At 70.9% G+C, this 16,620-nt stretch carries 11 protein-coding genes; 8 read left to right on the top strand and 3 right to left on the bottom strand.

Annotation, left to right across the window (positions count from 1 at the left end):
* The first annotated feature begins 75 nt into the window (after positions 1 to 75).
* A complete protein-coding gene (locus ACI2L3_RS25665; protein ID WP_404754743.1) occupies positions 76 to 1,500 on the top strand; it encodes a sugar porter family MFS transporter in 1,425 nt (474 codons plus the stop codon).
* A 53-nt stretch (positions 1,501 to 1,553) separates the two neighbouring features.
* On the opposite strand, the gene ACI2L3_RS25660 is transcribed toward ACI2L3_RS25665, so the two are convergent.
* Positions 1,554 to 2,537 carry an LLM class flavin-dependent oxidoreductase gene (locus ACI2L3_RS25660; protein WP_404754742.1) on the bottom strand — a complete coding sequence of 328 codons (984 nt, stop codon included), beginning with the start codon at positions 2,535 to 2,537 and terminating at the stop codon, positions 1,554 to 1,556.
* Between the two features lie 114 nt (positions 2,538 to 2,651).
* Positions 2,652 to 4,103 carry a cytosine permease gene (locus tag ACI2L3_RS25655; protein ID WP_404754741.1) on the bottom strand — a complete coding sequence of 484 codons (1,452 nt, stop codon included), beginning with the start codon at positions 4,101 to 4,103 and terminating at the stop codon, positions 2,652 to 2,654.
* A gap of 198 nt (positions 4,104 to 4,301) precedes the next feature.
* Between ACI2L3_RS25655 and ftsY the strand changes: the two genes are divergently transcribed.
* On the top strand, positions 4,302 to 5,537 hold the full coding sequence (gene ftsY, locus ACI2L3_RS25650) for a signal recognition particle-docking protein FtsY (protein WP_404754740.1): 1,236 nt from the start codon (positions 4,302 to 4,304) through the stop codon (positions 5,535 to 5,537).
* Between the two features lie 131 nt (positions 5,538 to 5,668).
* Here the strand turns inward: ftsY and ACI2L3_RS25645 are convergent, their stop codons facing one another.
* A complete protein-coding gene (locus ACI2L3_RS25645; RefSeq protein WP_404754739.1) occupies positions 5,669 to 6,331 on the bottom strand; it encodes a bifunctional DNA primase/polymerase in 663 nt (220 codons plus the stop codon).
* Positions 6,332 to 6,731: 400 nt separating this feature from the next.
* On the opposite strand from ACI2L3_RS25645, the gene ACI2L3_RS25640 reads away from it, so the two are divergent.
* From ACI2L3_RS25640 to ftsH, 6 genes are all read left to right on the top strand, one after another.
* Complete coding sequence (locus ACI2L3_RS25640; RefSeq protein ID WP_404754738.1) at positions 6,732 to 8,234, top strand: hypothetical protein; 1,503 nt, start codon at positions 6,732 to 6,734, stop codon at positions 8,232 to 8,234.
* Between the two features lie 306 nt (positions 8,235 to 8,540).
* The gene (locus ACI2L3_RS25635; protein ID WP_404754737.1) at positions 8,541 to 9,902 is read left to right on the top strand and encodes an ammonium transporter; all 1,362 of its coding nucleotides are present in this window, start codon (positions 8,541 to 8,543) and stop codon (positions 9,900 to 9,902) included.
* A complete protein-coding gene (locus ACI2L3_RS25630; protein ID WP_228989932.1) occupies positions 9,899 to 10,237 on the top strand; it encodes a P-II family nitrogen regulator in 339 nt (112 codons plus the stop codon). Before ACI2L3_RS25635 ends, ACI2L3_RS25630 begins: the two co-directional genes overlap by 4 nt.
* A gap of 75 nt (positions 10,238 to 10,312) precedes the next feature.
* Entirely contained in the window at positions 10,313 to 12,781 is a 2,469-nt protein-coding gene (locus ACI2L3_RS25625; protein WP_404754736.1) for a [protein-PII] uridylyltransferase, read from the top strand.
* 188 nt (positions 12,782 to 12,969) lie between these two features.
* Positions 12,970 to 14,523, top strand: coding sequence for a signal recognition particle protein (gene ffh / locus ACI2L3_RS25620; RefSeq protein ID WP_404754735.1), 1,554 nt, complete (start codon positions 12,970 to 12,972; stop codon positions 14,521 to 14,523).
* Between the two features lie 148 nt (positions 14,524 to 14,671).
* Positions 14,672 to 16,609 (top strand): ATP-dependent zinc metalloprotease FtsH, encoded by a 1,938-nt coding sequence (ftsH, locus tag ACI2L3_RS25615; RefSeq protein ID WP_404754734.1) that lies wholly within the window; start codon positions 14,672 to 14,674, stop codon positions 16,607 to 16,609.
* Positions 16,610 to 16,620 lie beyond the last annotated feature (11 nt).

The following is a 16,620-nucleotide window of genomic DNA, read 5'->3' as shown; positions in this document are numbered from 1 at the left end:
CGGCGCGAAGTTGTGCGCCACTTGAAGAGCTCGCCCCCACCCCCGGCAGCGCTGCCGGTGGCCCGAGGAGTACACGTGACCAGCACATCGCAGGCGCCCCAGTCCGGAGCCAGAGAGGCTCACCCGGACCATCTCGGCCATGTCATCTTCATTACGGCGGCAGCCGCGATGGGTGGCTTCCTCTTCGGCTACGACAGTTCGGTGATCAATGGCGCCACCGTCGCCATCCAGCACCGCTTCGACGTCGACGCCAACATGCTCGGCTGGATCATCGCCACCGCGCTGTTGGGCTGTGCCGTCGGTGCCGCGGTCGCCGGACGCATCGCCGACCGCATCGGCCGCATCCGCTGCATGCAGATCGCCGCCGTCCTCTTCGCGGCCAGCGCCGTCGGCTCGGCCCTGCCCTTCGCGGCCTGGGACCTCACGATGTGGCGCCTGATCGGCGGCATCGGCATCGGCATGGCCTCGGTGATCGGCCCGGCGTACATCGCCGAGGTCGCACCGCCCGCCTACCGCGGCCGGCTCGCCTCCTTCCAGCAGGCGGCCATCGTCATCGGCATCGCCGTCTCCCAGCTGGTCAACTGGGGCATCCTGAACATGGCCGACGGCGACCAGCGCGGCAAGCTGGCGGGCCTGGAGGCCTGGCAGTGGATGCTCGGCGTCATGGTCGTCCCGGCGCTGCTCTACGGGCTGCTGTCCTTCATCATCCCGGAGTCGCCCCGCTTCCTGATCTCGGCCGGGCGGCACACCGAGGCCAAGAAGGTGCTCGGCGAGGTCGAGGGCACCTCCATCGACCTGGACGCGCGCGTCGACGAGATCGAGAAGGGCCTGCACCGCGAGCACAAGCCGTCCTTCAAGGACCTGCTCGGCAAGGTCGGCTTCCTGCCGATCGTCTGGATCGGCATCGGCCTCTCGGTCTTCCAGCAGCTCGTCGGCATCAACGTGATCTTCTACTACTCGAACCAGCTGTGGCAGTCGATCGGCAAGGACCCGTCCAGCTCGTTCCTGTACTCGTTCGAGACGTCGATCGTGAACATCATCGGCACGGTCATCGCGATGATCTTCGTCGACCGCATCGGCCGCAAGCCCCTCGCCATCATCGGCTCCGCGGGCATGGCCGCGGCCCTGTTCACCATGGCGTGGGCGTTCTCGTACAAGACCGGCTCCGGTGACAACGTCTCGCTGCCGAACGCGCAGGGCCTGACCGCGATCATCGCCGCCAACGCCTTCGTGCTCTTCTTCGCCCTGTCCTGGGGCGTGGTCGTCTGGGTGCTGCTCGGCGAGATCTTCCCGAACCGGATCCGCGCCGCCGCGCTCGGTGTGGCCGCGTCCGCCCAGTGGCTCGCCAACTTCGCGATCACCAAGACCTTCCCGAGCATGTCCGAGTGGTCCCTGACCGGCTCGTACATCATCTACGGCGCCTTCGCCGCGATCTCGATCCCCTTCGTCATGAAGTTCGTCAAGGAGACGAAGGGCAAGGCCCTGGAGGAGATGGGCTAAACCCCCGCTGCCCCCTCCTCTTCAGGAAGCTGCCCCGGCTGAAGGACTCGTGCTCACTTGTCCTTGAGCCGGGGCAGTACGTTTTCGCAGAAGTGGTGCAGGCTGCGCCACCCCTCGTCGACGGGCATGCCGCCGGAGAGCGGATGCAGGATGAGGCTGCCCGCGCCGCTCTTCGCGTACGTCACGCACTCGTCGGGCGTCAGGATCCGGTAGACGCCCTCGGCGCGCAGCTCCTCCACCGTGGTGGCCGCCGACTTCACCGCCGAGCGGATGTCCTTGCTCTGCCAGGAGGCGTACGTGCGGGCCTCGTGCAGGAAGTGTTCGCCGTGCTTGGCCCAGGCGTGGTCCGGGTCGTCGGCGATGTGCAGCAGGTGGGTCTCGGTGGCGGGCATCATCGTCCAGCCCTCGGTGCCGTGCGCCGCGAGCTGTTCGTTGTAGTACGCCTCCAGCTCCGGCAGATGGGCGCTCGGGAAGAACGGCAGGCCGAGCCGGGCCGCCCGCCGGGCCGCCGCCTTCGACGAGCCGCCGACAAGGAGCAGCGGGTGGGGCCGGGTGAAGGGGCGCGGCGTGATGCGCACCGTGCGGCCGCGGAAGTCGAAGGGCTCGCCGGTCCACGCCTTGAGCAGCGTCTCCAGGAGCTCGTCCTGGAGCTTCCCGCGGCTCTTCCAGTCGACGCCCGACTGCTCGTACTCCTCGGGCCGGTAGCCGATCCCCGCCACCGTGACCAGGCGTCCCGCGCTCAGCAGGTCCAGTACGGCGATGTCCTCGGCGAGCCGCAGCGGGTCGTGCAGCGGCCCGATGACCGCGGAGACCGTCACCGTGATGCGCCGGGTGGCGCCGAAGACGGCGCCCGCGAACGTGAACGGCGAGGAGATCCAGTTGTTCTCGGCGCCGTGGTGTTCCTCGGTCTGGATCGTGGAGATGCCGCGGTCGTCCGCGTATGCGGCCATCTCCAGGGCGGTCCGGTAGCGCTCACTCAGCGAGGCGGGCGTCGCCGCGGGATCGACGAGGTTGAAACGTACGACTGTGGCGGGCATGGAAACGTCCCCCTTCACCGTGCGTGGGCGGCGAAGGGGGACGTTAGCTGACGCGATATCAGATGGATACCCTCGTACGAGAGTTGAGTGGTCCCGTACGGAAGTTGGCGCGGATCAGGCGGAGACCAGCTCGGTGTCGTCGCCCTTGCCGGCCGCCGCGTCCTTCTCCACCAGCGGGGTCTTCGGCAGGACCGCGTACAGTGCGGCGGCGACGGCGATCGTGATCAGCCAGCCCAGGCCGTGCCGGCCGAGCCAGGAGGTGGCGAGCGGGCCGCTGAACCAGTCGACCTTGGTGAAGAGCAGGCCCACCACCAGGGCGATCGCCCACGCCGTCATGGCCTGCCAGGCGAAGCCGGCCTTGTACCAGTAGGCGCTGGTGCGCTTGGTGTCCATCAGGGCCTCGCCGTCGTACGTCTTGCGGCGCAGCATGTCGATGCCGAAGACGCCGATCCAGGCGGAGAACGCGACCGCGAGGAGAGTCAGGAAGGAGATGAACGAGCCCATGAAGCTCGTCGCCACGTTCATCAGGATGTAGCCGAAGATCAGGCTGATGACCGCGTTCACGCTGACCGCCCACGCGCGCGGGACCTTGATGCCGAGCGTCATGGCGGTGAAGCCCGCGGAGTACATCGACATCGAGTTGATCAGCAGCATGCCGATGAGGGCCATCAGCAGGTACGGCACCGCGATCCACATCGGCAGCAGCTCGCCGAGGAAGGAGACCGGGTCCTGCGCCGAGGAGAGCTTGGGGTCGGAGACCGCCATGACGGCGCCCATCAGGACCATCGGCACGACGACGATTCCGGCGCCGCCGATGGCGTGGCCGACCAGCGGCTTGTTGGAGGCGTTGCGCGGCAGGTAGCGGGTGAAGTCCGGGCCCGTGGGGACCCAGCTGATGCCGCCCGCCGCGATGGTGCCGACGCCCGCGACCATCATCGCGGTGGAGCCCGCGGGCTTGTCGAAGACGGCGGACCAGTCGGTCTCGGCGAGGAGGTAGACGAGCACGAGCACGCTGAACGCGCCGAAGGCGTACGTCGACCAGGTGCTGCAGATGTGCAGGATCTTCCGGCCGAGGCCGCTGATCAGGAACGTGCAGGTGACGAAGGCGACGAGCGTCACGACGGTCAGCCAGGTGCTCGACTTCACGCCGAAGCAGATGTCCAGGACCGTGATGATCGCGTACGCGCCCGTGACCGCGTTGATCGTCTCCCAGCCCCAGCGGGCGACCCAGATCAGCGCGCCGGGGAAGAGGTTGCCGCGCTGGCCGAAGACCGCGCGCGAGAGCGTCATGCCCGGCGAGCCGCCGCGCTTGCCGGCGACGGAGATCAGGCCGACCATGCCGTAGCTCAGCAGGGGCGAGACGAGCGCGACGACCAGAACCTGCCAGAAGTTCAGGCCGTTGGAGACGATCAGGCCGGCGCCCATGGTGAGCAGCAGGACGCTGATGTTGGCCGCCACCCAGGTGGGGAACAGTTCGCGGGTCTTGCCCGTGCGCTCGGCGTCCGGGACGGGCTCAAGGCCGCGCGTCTCGAGGGCGCCTTCGGATTCGGCGGTGGTGCTGCTCATGGGGGATGGTCCGTGCCTCTCGCTCGGCTCGCAACGTCGCGATCCGTCGGTGGGGGTGATCGCGATGGACTCTACGCGCGTTGATGCGGCGAGCTCCATCGTACTTTAGTCCGAGTAGTGCCTTCTCAAGGCTTATGTTCTTTGGAGGAAAACACAATCTGGGCCCCTGAGGGGGCCATGGCCGATACTGGACGGGTTATGGAAATCGTCATCCTTGCTGTAGTCATCGCCGTGGTCGTGATCGGCGCGCTCGGCGGGCTCGTGATCGGCAGCCGCAAGAAGAAGCAGCTGCCCCCGCAGGCCCCGTCCAGCACGCCCACCATCACCGCCCCTCCCGCCGAACCGAAGGTCGGCGACGAGGCCGAGACGCCGCGCGACGAACCGCGCCGCACGATCGAGGAGGTGGATCTTCCCCTCGTCGAACCGACGGCTCCGGCCCCGGTCGTCGTCGAGGAACCGGCCGTCCAGGAGCCTGCCGCACCGGAGATCGAGACCCCCGAGCCCACCGCCGGCCGCCTGGTCCGGCTCCGCGCCCGGCTCTCCCGCTCGCAGAACGCGCTCGGCAAGGGACTGCTCACGCTGCTGTCCCGCGAGCACCTCGACGAGGACACCTGGGAGGAGATCGAGGACACGCTGCTCACCGCGGACGTCGGCGTCGCGCCCACCCAGGAGCTCGTGGAGCGGCTGCGCGAGCGCGTCCGCGTGCTCGGCACCCGCACCCCGGACGAGCTGCGCACGCTGCTCCGCGAGGAGCTCATCGCGCTCCTCGGCACGGGCGCAGGCACGGACTTCGACCGCACCGTGAAGACCGAGTCCGGCCTGGAGACGCCGGGCATCGTGATGGTCGTCGGGGTCAACGGCACCGGCAAGACCACCACCACCGGCAAGCTCGCGCGCGTCCTCGTCGCCGACGGCCGCTCGGTCGTCCTCGGCGCCGCCGACACCTTCCGCGCCGCCGCCGCCGACCAGCTGCAGACCTGGGGCGAGCGCGTCGGCGCCCGCACGGTCCGCGGCCCCGAGGGCGGTGACCCCGCGTCGATCGCCTTCGACGCGGTCAAGGAGGGTATCGCCGAGGGGGCGGACGTCGTCCTCATCGACACCGCGGGCCGGCTGCACACCAAGACGGGCCTCATGGACGAGCTCGGCAAGGTCAAGCGCGTCGTCGAGAAGCACGCCCCGCTCGACGAGGTGCTGCTCGTCCTCGACGCCACGACCGGGCAGAACGGCCTGGTGCAGGCGCGGGTCTTCGCCGAGGTCGTCGACATCACGGGCATCGTCCTCACGAAGCTGGACGGCACCGCCAAGGGCGGCATCGTCGTCGCCGTGCAGCGCGAACTGGGCGTGCCGGTCAAGCTGATCGGACTCGGCGAGGGCGCGGACGACCTGGCCCCGTTCGAGCCGGAGGCGTTCGTGGACGCGCTCATCGGGGACTGAGGTCCCGAATACTCACACCTTCGTACGCGGACTCTCGTACGCAGGAGAAGGGCCCCCTCGCACGGTGCAGATGCGAGGGGGCCCTTCGGTCTCTGTTCCGCCGTGCCCCGCTGTGCTGTCTTTCTGTGGTGCTACGCGGGTGAGCGGTGTGCCACGTACGCCAGGGTCCCGAGCAGCAGCCGCGCCTCGGGCGGGTTCGTCGCCGTGTCGAGGGCGGGGGAGCGGAGCCAGCGGACCGGGCCGAGGCCGCCGCGGTCGGACGGGGGCGCGGTGATGTGGTCGCCGCGGCCGAGCCCGTGCAGGTCCAGGTCGGCGTCGTCCCAGCCCATGCGGTAGAGCAGCTGGGGGAGCCCGGCCGCGGCGCCGGGGGCGACGAAGAACTGCGCCCGGCCGTCCGGGGTGACCGCCACGGGACCGAGCGGGATGCCCATCCGCTCCAGCCGGACCAGGGCGCGCCGCCCCGCCGCCTCCGCCACCTCGATCACGTCGAAGGCGCGGCCCACCGGCAGCAGCACGGCTGCGCCGGGGAACTCCGCCCAGGCCTCCGCCACTTCGTCGAGCGTGGCCCCGGCCGGGACCTCGGGCGCGAAGCCCAGCGGGTGGGCGCCGGGGGCCCGGCAGGCGGTGGCTCCGCACGAGCAGGTGCCGTCCAGGGCCCGGGCGCCGGGCACCGCGGCCCAGCCCCACAGGCCGGTGTACTCCGCCACCGTGGTGCACTCCGAGGCGCGGCCGCGCCGCCGTGATCCGGTCCGGGGCCTGTCGGTTCCCCGGATGCCGCCGATCGTGAAGCCCATGCCCCCTCCAACGGGTCGAGCGTGCAGCGGTTACGTGACGGAATCGGATCGTGACCGTCTGTCCTTGAGGCGGCGCTCGACGCATTCGCGGTGGTGCGCCGGTCGCTGTGCGCCCCGGTGCACTCCGCTCCGCCCACTTTCCGTCGACCTATGTCAAGTGAATCGCTTGTGGCCGCAAGGGAGTTCATTCGAAGGGGTGGCGAATGGTGGCGTTTCCGCAATCGCCCTCGCCGGGCGCGTGATCGTGGGATTACTTTCGGTACATGACCCTGGGAGTTCGAGCACTCGTGGGTATGCCGGAGGCAAGTCGGTTTCCTGTTCGACGGGTGACATTCCGGGGACGGGCAGCCGCGAGGCGCGGCATTCTGTTAGGGCTTGGCGTGGACAGCGGGCAAGTGTCATGAGGGATGGGGGCGTTCCAGTGAGCGGCAACGGTGGAGGCGGCGCGAACGCCACGAGCGCCGAGAAGCGCCCCAACGAGATGCTCACGTCCTGGTTCGTGCGCAGCGGCTGGTCGAAGGGCGAGCTGGCCCGCCAAGTGAACCGCAGGGCGCGGCAGTTGGGTGCTCATCACATTTCCACGGACACCTCACGGGTGCGCCGCTGGCTGGACGGCGAGAATCCGCGCGAGCCGATTCCCCGCATCCTTTCCGAGCTGTTCTCCGAGCGGTTCGGCTGCGTCGTCGCCGTCGAGGACCTGGGCCTGCGCGCGGCGCACCGCACGCCCGCCTCCTCCGGCGTCGACCTGCCCTGGACCGGGCCCCAGACGGTCGCCCTGATCAGTGAGTTCTCGCGCAGCGACCTGATGCTCGCCCGGCGCGGCTTCCTCGGCACCTCGCTCGCGCTCTCCGCGGGCCCGGCCCTCATCGAGCCGATGCAGCGCTGGCTGGTGCCCTCGCCCGCGTCGCCGCCGGAGGACCCCGAGCCCGCCGTGTCGCGCCGCCCGGCGCGGCTCTCCAAGCCGGAGCTGGACCTCCTGGAGTCCACGACGGTGATGTTCCGCCAGTGGGACGCCCAATGCGGGGGAGGGCTCCGGCGGAAGGCCGTCGTCGGGCAGCTGCACGAAGTGACGGACCTGCTGCAGGAGCCCCAGCCCGCAGCCACCTCCAAGCGCCTCTTCAAGGTCGCGGGTGAGCTGGCCGAGCTGGCGGGCTGGATGAGCTACGACGTAGGACTCCAGCCCACCGCCCAGAAGTACTTCGTCCTCGCCCTGCACGCCGCCAAGGAAGCGGGCGAGAAGCCCCTCGGGTCGTACATCCTCTCCAGCATGAGCCGCCAGATGATCCACCTCGGCCGGCCGGACGACGCGCTCGAACTCATCCACCTCGCGCAGTACGGCAGCCGCGACTGCGCGGGACCGCGCACCCAGGCCATGCTGTATGCGATGGAGGCCCGGGCCTACGCCAGCATGGGACAGCCCGGCAAGTGCCGGCGGGCCGTGCGCATGGCCGAGGACACCTTCGCCGACGCCGAGGACTTCCCCGAGCCCGAGCCGGACTGGATCCGCTTCTTCTCCGAGGCCGAGCTCAACGGGGAGAACGCCCACTCGTACCGCGACCTGGCCTACGTCGCGGGCCGCAGCCCCACCTACGCCTCGCTCGCCGAGCCCATCATGGACCGCGCGGTCGAGCTCTTCGAGTCGGACGCCGAGCACCAGCGTTCGTACGCGCTGAACCTCATCGGCAAAGCCACCGTCCACCTGCTCCAACGCGAGCCGGAGCAGAGCACGGTCCTTGCCGGACAAGCCCTCGACATCGCCAAGAAGGTCCGCTCAGAGCGGGTCAACACCCGCCTGCGCAAGACCGTCGACACCGCCGTCCGGGACTTCGGAGACGTCGCCGAAGTCGTCCAGCTGACCGAGCGGCTCGCCATCGAGATGCCGGAGACCGCGGAGGCGGTCTGAAGCCCGGCACGACCGGCCCCGGCCGCGGCCGGACCATCCCTTACAGCCCGACTCGGCTCCCCCATGCCAGGTCAGCCGGATGGCCGCCGCGGCCGGTTCTCATGCCCCGGGCAGGGCAGGAAATCCCGCCCCGCCCGAGCCGCCAGTTCATGGCCGTGTAACACGTACGACCTCTTCGTCACTGCGGCGAAACACCGAGGGGCCCCCGCCGAAACCGCGCTGCGCCAGTGTTCTGGCGCATAACAGGCCCCCACCCCTCCCCACAGGTTTCGCCGCACGGCCGCATACGACGACGAGGAGACGCCGATGCCCCCAGGCATCACGATCGCCGCAGAAGCCCCCGAGCTGTCTGCCGCCAATACCGGGTTCATGCTCATCTGTTCCGCCCTGGTGATGCTCATGACGCCGGGCCTGGCCTTCTTCTACGGAGGCATGGTCCGCGTCAAGAGCACCCTGAACATGCTGATGATGAGCTTCATCAGCCTGGGGATCGTCACCATCCTCTGGGTGCTGTACGGCTTCTCCGTGGCGTTCGGCACCGACCACGGCGGCCTCTTCGGCTGGGAGGGTGACTACGTAGGCCTCAGCGGACTCGGCGTCAACCAGCTCTGGGACGGCTACACCATCCCGGTCTACGTCTTCGCCGTCTTCCAGCTGATGTTCGCGATCATCACGCCCGCGCTGATCAGCGGCGCCCTCGCGGACCGCGTGAAGTTCACCGCCTGGGCGCTGTTCGTCGCCCTGTGGGCCACCATCGTGTACTTCCCCGTCGCGCACTGGGTGTGGGGCACCGGCGGCTGGGCCTTCGAGCTCGGCGTCATCGACTTCGCGGGCGGCACGGCCGTGCACATCAACGCCGGAGCCGCGGCGCTCGGCGTGATCCTCGTCATCGGCAAGCGCGTCGGCTTCAAGAAGGACCCGATGCGGCCCCACTCGCTGCCCCTCGTGATGCTCGGCGCGGCCCTGCTGTGGTTCGGCTGGTTCGGCTTCAACGCCGGATCGTGGCTCGGCAACGACGACGGCGTCGGCGCGCTCATGTTCGTCAACACCCAGGTCGCCACCGCCGCCGCGATGCTCGCCTGGCTCATCTACGAGAAGATCCGGCACGGCGCGTGCACCACGCTGGGCGCCGCTTCGGGTGCCGTCGCAGGACTCGTCGCGATCACCCCGTCCGGCGGCTCCTGCTCGCCGCTCGGCGCCATCGCCATCGGCGCCATCGCCGGTCTGCTGTGCGCCATGGCCGTCGGACTCAAGTTCCGGTTCGGATACGACGACTCCCTCGACGTCGTCGGCGTCCACCTGGTCGGTGGCATCGCGGGCTCCGTCCTCGTCGGCTTCTTCGCCACCGGCGGCGGCCAGTCGAAGGCGCAGGGCCTGTTCTACGGAGGCGGCCTCGAACAGCTGTGGAAGCAGCTCGCGGGCGTCGGCGCCGTCCTCGCGTACTCCTTCGTGGCATCGGCGGTCCTCGCCCTCCTCATCGACAAGACGATCGGCATGCGGGTCAGCGAGGACGATGAGGTCGGCGGCATCGACCAGGTCGAACACGCCGAGACCGCGTACGACTTCAGCGGCGCGGGCGGCGGCACGGTGCCGCGTACCCCCGCCCCCGGGCAGGCCCCGGGCACCGCGGCAGCGCAGGCTCAGAAGAACAAGAAGGTGGACGCATGAAGCTCATCACCGCGGTCGTCAAGCCGCACCGGCTCGACGAGATCAAGGAGGCGCTGCAGGCTTTCGGCGTCCAGGGCCTGACCGTCACCGAGGCCAGCGGCTACGGCAGGCAGCGCGGCCACACCGAGGTCTACCGGGGCGCCGAGTACACGGTGGACCTCGTACCGAAGATCCGCATCGAGGTCCTCGTCGAGGACGAGGACGCCGACCAGCTCATCGAGGTCGTGGTGAAGGCCGCCCGCACCGGCAAGATCGGGGACGGCAAGGTCTGGAGCGTCCCGGTCGACACGGCGGTCCGGGTGCGTACGGGGGAGCGCGGGCCCGACGCGCTGTGAGGCACGCGTGCGGGACCGGGGGACCGACTGGGCGGGACTGAACGGAAGCATGCGGGACTGAACAGGAGCTGCTGGGTGACGAGTGTGGACGTGGATACCGCTTCAGAACAGGAAGACTCCGGACCCAGCGGCTACGCGGCGGCCCGGCTGCGGCTCCTCCAGGAGGAGTCGCGGTCCGGGCCGCCGCGCCGTTCCGCGCTCGCGGAGCTGACGGACGACTGGCTGGCCGGGCTCTTCCGGGCCGGTGGCGGCTCCTCCGGGGTGCCGCGGGGCGCCGCGCTCGTCGCGGTGGGCGGCTACGGACGCGGTGAGCTCTCCCCCCGCAGCGATCTGGACCTCCTGCTGCTGCACGACGGGAGCGGGGACCCGGCCGAGGTGGCGGCGCTCGCCGACCGCCTCTGGTACCCCGTCTGGGATCTCGGGCTCGCCCTCGACCACTCCGTACGCACGCCCGCGGAGGCCAGGAAGACCGCCGGCGAAGATCTCAAGGTGCACCTCGGGCTCCTCGACGCGCGCCACGTCGCCGGAGACCTCGGGCTGACCTCCGCGCTCCGCACGGCCGTGCTCGCCGACTGGCGCAACCAAGCCCCGAAACGGCTGCCCGAGCTGCGCGAGCTGTGCGAGGAACGGGCCGAGCGGCAGGGCGAGTTGGGCCACCTGCTGGAGCCCGACCTGAAGGAGGCGAGGGGCGGCCTGCGCGACGTGACCGCGCTGCGGGCCGTCGCCGCGTCGTGGCTGGCGGACGCGCCCCGCGAAGGGCTCGCCGACGCCCGGCGCCGCCTCCTCGACGTACGCGACGCGCTGCACCTCGCGACGGGCCGCGCCACCGACCGGCTCGCCCTCCAGGAGCAGGACCAGGTCGCCGCCGAACTGGGCCTGCTGGACGCCGACACCCTGCTGCGGCAGGTGTACGAGGCGGCGCGCGTCGTCTCGTACGCCAGCGATGTCACCTGGCGCGAGGTGGGGCGCGTGCTGCGGGCGAGGGGCGCGAGGCCCCGGCTGCGCGCCATGCTGGGGGGCGGCAGGGGAGCCGTGGCCGAGCGGTCGCCGCTGGCCGAGGGGGTCGTGGAACAGGACGGGGAGGCCGTGCTGGCCCGCGCCGCCCGGCCCGAACGGGACCCCGTGCTGCCGCTGCGGGCCGCCGCGGCCGCCGCGCAGGCCGGGCTCCCGCTGTCCCTGCACGCCGTGCGGCGACTGGCCGCCACGGCGGGCGCCCTGCCCACACCGTGGCCCGCCGAGGCGCGCGAACAGCTCGTGACGCTGCTCGGCGCGGGCCGGCCGACGGTCCCGGTCTGGGAGGCGCTGGAGGCGGAGGGGATCATCACCCGGCTCCTGCCGGACTGGGAGCGGGTACGGTGCCGGCCGCAGCGCAACGCCGTCCACACGTGGACGGTCGACCGGCACCTCGTCGAGACGGCGGTACGGGCGTCCGAGCTCACGCGCCGGGTGGGGCGGCCCGACCTGCTGCTCGTGGCCGCGCTGCTGCACGACATCGGCAAGGGCTGGCCCGGCGACCACTCCGCGGCCGGCGAGACCATCGCCCGGGACGTCGCGGCACGCATCGGCTTCGACGCCGCGGACGTGGCGGTCGTCGCGTGCCTGGTCCGTCACCACCTGCTGCTCGTGGAGACGGCCACGCGCCGTGACCTCGACGATCCGGCGACGGTACGGGGCGTCGCCGAGGCGGTGAGATCGGTCGGGACGCTGGAGCTGCTCCACGCGCTGACCGAGGCCGACGCGCTGGCCACAGGACCCGCGGCCTGGTCGGCGTGGCGTGGCGCGCTCGTCACCGACCTGGTGAAGCGGGTGGCGGCCGTCCTGTCCGGTGACGCGCCCGAGGAGACCGCGGAGAACGACGCGGCGCCGACGGCCGAGCAGGAGCGGCTCGCCGTGGAGGCGTTCCGGACGGGCGGCCCGGTGCTCTCCCTGCGGGCGCGGACCGAGGGCGAGGGGGAGGCCGAGCCGCTCGGGGTGGAACTGGTGGTCGCCGTGCCGGACCAGCCGGGGGTGCTGTCCGCGGTGGCCGGGGTGCTGGCACTGCACCGGCTCGCGGTACGGACGGCGGAGCTGCGGGAGATGCCGCTGCCGGCGGACATGGGGCCCGGCACGGCATCCTCCGTGCAGCTGCTCAGCTGGCGGGTCGCCGCGGAGTACGGGTCCCTGCCGCAGGCGGCCCGGCTCCGCGCCGACCTCGTGCGGGCGCTCGACGGATCCCTGGACATCGAGGCGCGGCTCGCGGAACGGGAGGCGGCCTACCCGCGCCGCCGCGGCACCGTCGCACCGCCGCCCCGCGTGACGGTGGCCCCGGCGGGCTCACGGCTCGCGACGGTGATCGAGGTACGCGCACAGGACGCCCCGGGCCTCCTCCACCGCATCGGCCGCGCCCTGGAGGAGGCGGGCGTGGCGGTACGGAGCGCCCATGTGTCGACCCTGGGGGCGAACGCGGTGGACGCGTTCTATGTGACGGACGTGGCGGGGTCCCCCTTGGCGGGGGAGCGGGCCGCGGGGGTGGCTCGGGGGGTGGAGGGGGCGCTGCGGAGTTAGTCGCCGGGAAACCCGGTGCGGGGCAGGGGGCGTGGCCCGGCACAGGTGAGGCGCGGGCGGCGCGGGCGGGGGGGCGTGGGCGGAGCGGGGCGGGGAAGTCCCGACCGGCGCCCCGGGCAGCGCCGTCCGCCAGATACTCTGGAAGGCGACCTGTCCCCCTTCCCCCGACCCGAGGATTCGCGACCGCCGTGTTCGATACTCTCTCCGACCGCCTCGCAGCGACATTCAAGAACCTCCGGGGCAAGGGCCGCCTGTCCGAGGCGGACATCGACGCCACGGCGCGCGAGATCCGCATCGCCCTGCTCGAGGCGGACGTGGCCCTGCCTGTCGTCCGCGCCTTCATCAAGCAGGTCAAGGAGCGCGCGGCCGGTGCCGAGGTCTCCCAGGCCCTCAACCCCGCCCAGCAGGTCATCAAGATCGTCAACGAGGAGCTCATCGGCATCCTCGGCGGCGAGACGCGCCGCCTGCGCTTCGCGAAGACCGCGCCGACCGTCATCATGCTCGCGGGTCTGCAGGGTGCCGGTAAGACGACCCTCGCCGGAAAGCTGGGTCTCTGGCTGAAGGGGCAGGGCCACTCGCCGCTCCTCGTGGCGTGCGACCTGCAGCGTCCCAACGCCGTCAACCAGCTGAGCGTGGTCGCCGAGCGCGCCGGCGTCGGTGTCTACGCCCCGGAGCCGGGCAACGGCGTGGGCGACCCCGTGCAGGTCGCCAAGGACTCCATCGAGTTCGCCAGGACCAAGCAGTACGACGTCGTCATCGTCGACACCGCCGGCCGCCTGGGCATCGACCAGGAGCTCATGCAGCAGGCCGCCGACATCCGGGACGCGGTCAGCCCGGACGAGGTCCTCTTCGTCGTCGACGCCATGATCGGTCAGGACGCCGTCGTCACGGCCGAGTCCTTCCGCGACGGCGTCGGCTTCGACGGCGTCGTGCTCTCGAAGCTCGACGGCGACGCCCGCGGTGGTGCCGCGCTCTCCATCGCGCAGGTCACCGGACGCCAGATCATGTTCGCGTCGAACGGCGAGAAGCTGGACGACTTCGACGCGTTCCACCCGGACCGCATGGCGTCGCGCATCCTCGGCATGGGCGACATGCTCACGCTCATCGAGAAGGCCGAGCAGACCTTCTCGCAGCAAGAGGCCGAGAAGATGGCCTCCAAGCTGGCCTCCAAGAAGGGCCAGGACTTCACGCTCGACGACTTCCTGGCCCAGATGGAGCAGGTCAGGAAGATGGGCAGCATCAGCAAGCTGCTCGGGATGATGCCCGGCATGGGGCAGATCAAGGACCAGATCAACAATCTGGACGAGCGGGACGTCGACCGCACCGCCGCCATCATCAAGTCGATGACGCCCATGGAGCGTCAGGAGCCGACGATCATCAACGGCTCGCGGCGTGCCCGTATCGCCAAGGGTTCCGGTGTCGACGTCAGTGCCGTGAAGAACCTCGTCGAGCGGTTCTTCGAGGCGCGGAAGATGATGTCCCGCATGGCCCAGGGCGGCGGCATGCCGGGTATGCCCGGGATGCCGGGCATGGGTGGCGGCCCCGGCAAGCAGAAGAAGAAGCAGAAGCAGGCCAAGGGCAAGCGGCGCTCCGGCAACCCGATGAAGCGCAAGCAGGAGGAGCAGGAGGAGGCCGCACGCCGCGAGGCCGCCGCGCAGGCCGGGGGAGCCCTCGGCCTTCCGGGCGGCAAGGCCCCGCAGGACTTCGAGCTGCCGGACGAGTTCAAGAAGTTCATGGGCTGACCTGGCCGGGCGGTCCGGCATCCGGCACGCAGCGGGCCGGTTCTGTCTCGTACACGCTGAAGGGCGCCCCTCTACGGAGGGGCGCCCTCGTCGTTTCCGGGCGTCCGGAGCGAGTGCCGGAGCCCTGTTTCTGACGTAACGTCCGCATATGAGCAACCCTGTGCCGCCGCGCCAGGCACCCGATCCGCCGCCCTGGCGCTCCGAGGGCGCGCCGCCGCCCGACCCTACACCGTCGCCGAAGAAGAAGATGCCCGGCGGCTGGGGCGGCCTGATCGTGACGGCACTGATCGTCTTCGTCATCGCCAACCTCGTGCTGTCCTTCTTCAGCGACGGCGACGAGCCGACGATCTCGTACACGGAGTTCAGCAAGCAGGTCGACTCCGGCAACGTCACGAAGATCTACTCCAAGGGCGACGCGATCCAGGGCCAGCTCAAGAAGGAGCAGCCCAAGCCCGGCAAGGACAAGGGCGACTACACCAAGTTCACGACGCAGCGGCCCGCCTTCGCCGACGACAAGCTCTGGGACGACCTGACCAAGCACGACGTCACCGTCACCGCCGAGCCCGTCGTGCAGGAGCGCAGTTTCCTCTCGAACCTGCTCATCTCGCTCGCCCCGATGCTGCTGCTCGTCGTGCTGTGGATCTTCATCGCCCGGCGCATGAGCGCGGGCATGGGCGGCGGTGGCGGCATGCTCGGGCGCAAGACGCCGCCCAAGCCGGTCGAGCTGGAGCCCGGGGCGAAGCGCACCACGTTCGAGGACGTGGCGGGCATCGACGAGGTCGAGGGCGAGCTCAACGACGTCGTCGACTTCCTCAAGAACCCGGACGCCTATCGGGCGATGGGCGCCAAGATGCCGCGCGGCGTACTGCTCGCCGGACCGCCCGGCACCGGCAAGACGCTGCTCGCGCGGGCCGTCGCCGGCGAGGCGGGCGTGCCCTTCTTCTCGGCCTCCGCCTCGGGGTTCATCGAGATGATCGTGGGCGTGGGCGCCTCGCGCGTACGGGAACTCTTCGCCGAGGCCCGCAAGGTCGCGCCGTCGATCATCTTCATTGACGAGATCGACACCATCGGACGCGCCCGCGGTGGCGGCGGCGGGATGGGCGGGCACGACGAACGCGAGCAGACGCTGAACCAGATCCTCACCGAGATGGACGGTTTCTCCGGCGCGGAGGGCGTGATCGTGCTCGCCGCCACCAACCGCGCCGACATTCTCGACCCCGCCCTCACCCGGCCGGGACGGTTCGACCGGGTCGTCAATGTCTCACCGCCCGACCGGGGCGGGCGCGAGGCCATCCTCAAGATCCACACGCGGCCCATCCCGCTGGCCGACGACGTCGACCTCGCCCAGGTCGCCCGTACGACACCGGGCATGACCGGCGCCGAACTCGCCAACCTCGCCAACGAAGCCGCCCTCATCGCCGTCAAGCGCAAGCAGGAGACGGTCACCCAGTCCGACCTCTCCGAAGCCATGGAGAAGGTGCAGCTCGGCGCCGAACGGCCGTTGGTGATGCCGGAGGAGGAGCGCCGGCGCACGGCCTACCACGAGAGCGGACACGCCCTCCTCGGCATGCTCCAGCCCGGCGCCGACCCGGTCCGCAAGATCACGATCGTGCCGCGCGGGCGCGCGCTGGGCGTCACGCTCTCGACCCCGGACTCCGACAAGTACGCCTACACGGAGGAGTACCTCCGGGGCCGCATCATCGGTGCCCTGGGAGGCATGGCCGCCGAACACGTCGTCTACGGAGTGGTCACCACCGGCGCCGAGAACGACCTGGAGCAGGTCACCAACATCGCCCGCGGCATGGTCGGCCGCTGGGGCATGAGCGCGCGGGTGGGCCGCCTCTCGGCCCTGCCCAACGACGCCCAGCAGGCGTACGGGCTCGCGGCCGCCCCGGAGACCCTCGACGCGATCGACGGCGAGATGCGGCGGATCGTGGACGAGTGCTACGAGAGCGCCTGCCGGCAACTGCGCGAGCACCGCGGCCAACTCGACGCGCTCGCCGCAGCGCTGCTGGAGAACGAGACGCTGGAGGAGGCGACGGCGTACCGGATCGCGGGCATCACGCGGATGGCCAAGGAGAGCTGACACCTCTTGCG

It is taken from the genome of Streptomyces sp. NPDC029674, from assembly GCF_044903205.1.
Classification (GTDB): Bacteria; Actinomycetota; Actinomycetes; order Streptomycetales; family Streptomycetaceae; genus Streptomyces.
The sequence above is the reverse complement of the archived record's forward strand: the minus strand, read 5'-3'. Positions and strand labels throughout refer to the sequence as shown.

Coding starts and splice junctions, on each gene's coding strand:
- ACI2L3_RS25660 (WP_404754742.1), bottom strand. CDS start 2,537: ATGCCCGCCACAGTCGTACGTTTCAACCTCGTCGATCCCGCGGCGACG.
- ACI2L3_RS25655 (WP_404754741.1), bottom strand. CDS start 4,103: ATGAGCAGCACCACCGCCGAATCCGAAGGCGCCCTCGAGACGCGCGGC.
- ftsY (WP_404754740.1), top strand. CDS start 4,302: ATGGAAATCGTCATCCTTGCTGTAGTCATCGCCGTGGTCGTGATCGGC.
- ACI2L3_RS25645 (WP_404754739.1), bottom strand. CDS start 6,331: ATGGGCTTCACGATCGGCGGCATCCGGGGAACCGACAGGCCCCGGACC.
- ACI2L3_RS25640 (WP_404754738.1), top strand. CDS start 6,732: ATGAGGGATGGGGGCGTTCCAGTGAGCGGCAACGGTGGAGGCGGCGCG.
- ACI2L3_RS25635 (WP_404754737.1), top strand. CDS start 8,541: ATGCCCCCAGGCATCACGATCGCCGCAGAAGCCCCCGAGCTGTCTGCC.
- ACI2L3_RS25630 (WP_228989932.1), top strand. CDS start 9,899: ATGAAGCTCATCACCGCGGTCGTCAAGCCGCACCGGCTCGACGAGATC.
- ftsH (WP_404754734.1), top strand. CDS start 14,672: ATGAGCAACCCTGTGCCGCCGCGCCAGGCACCCGATCCGCCGCCCTGG.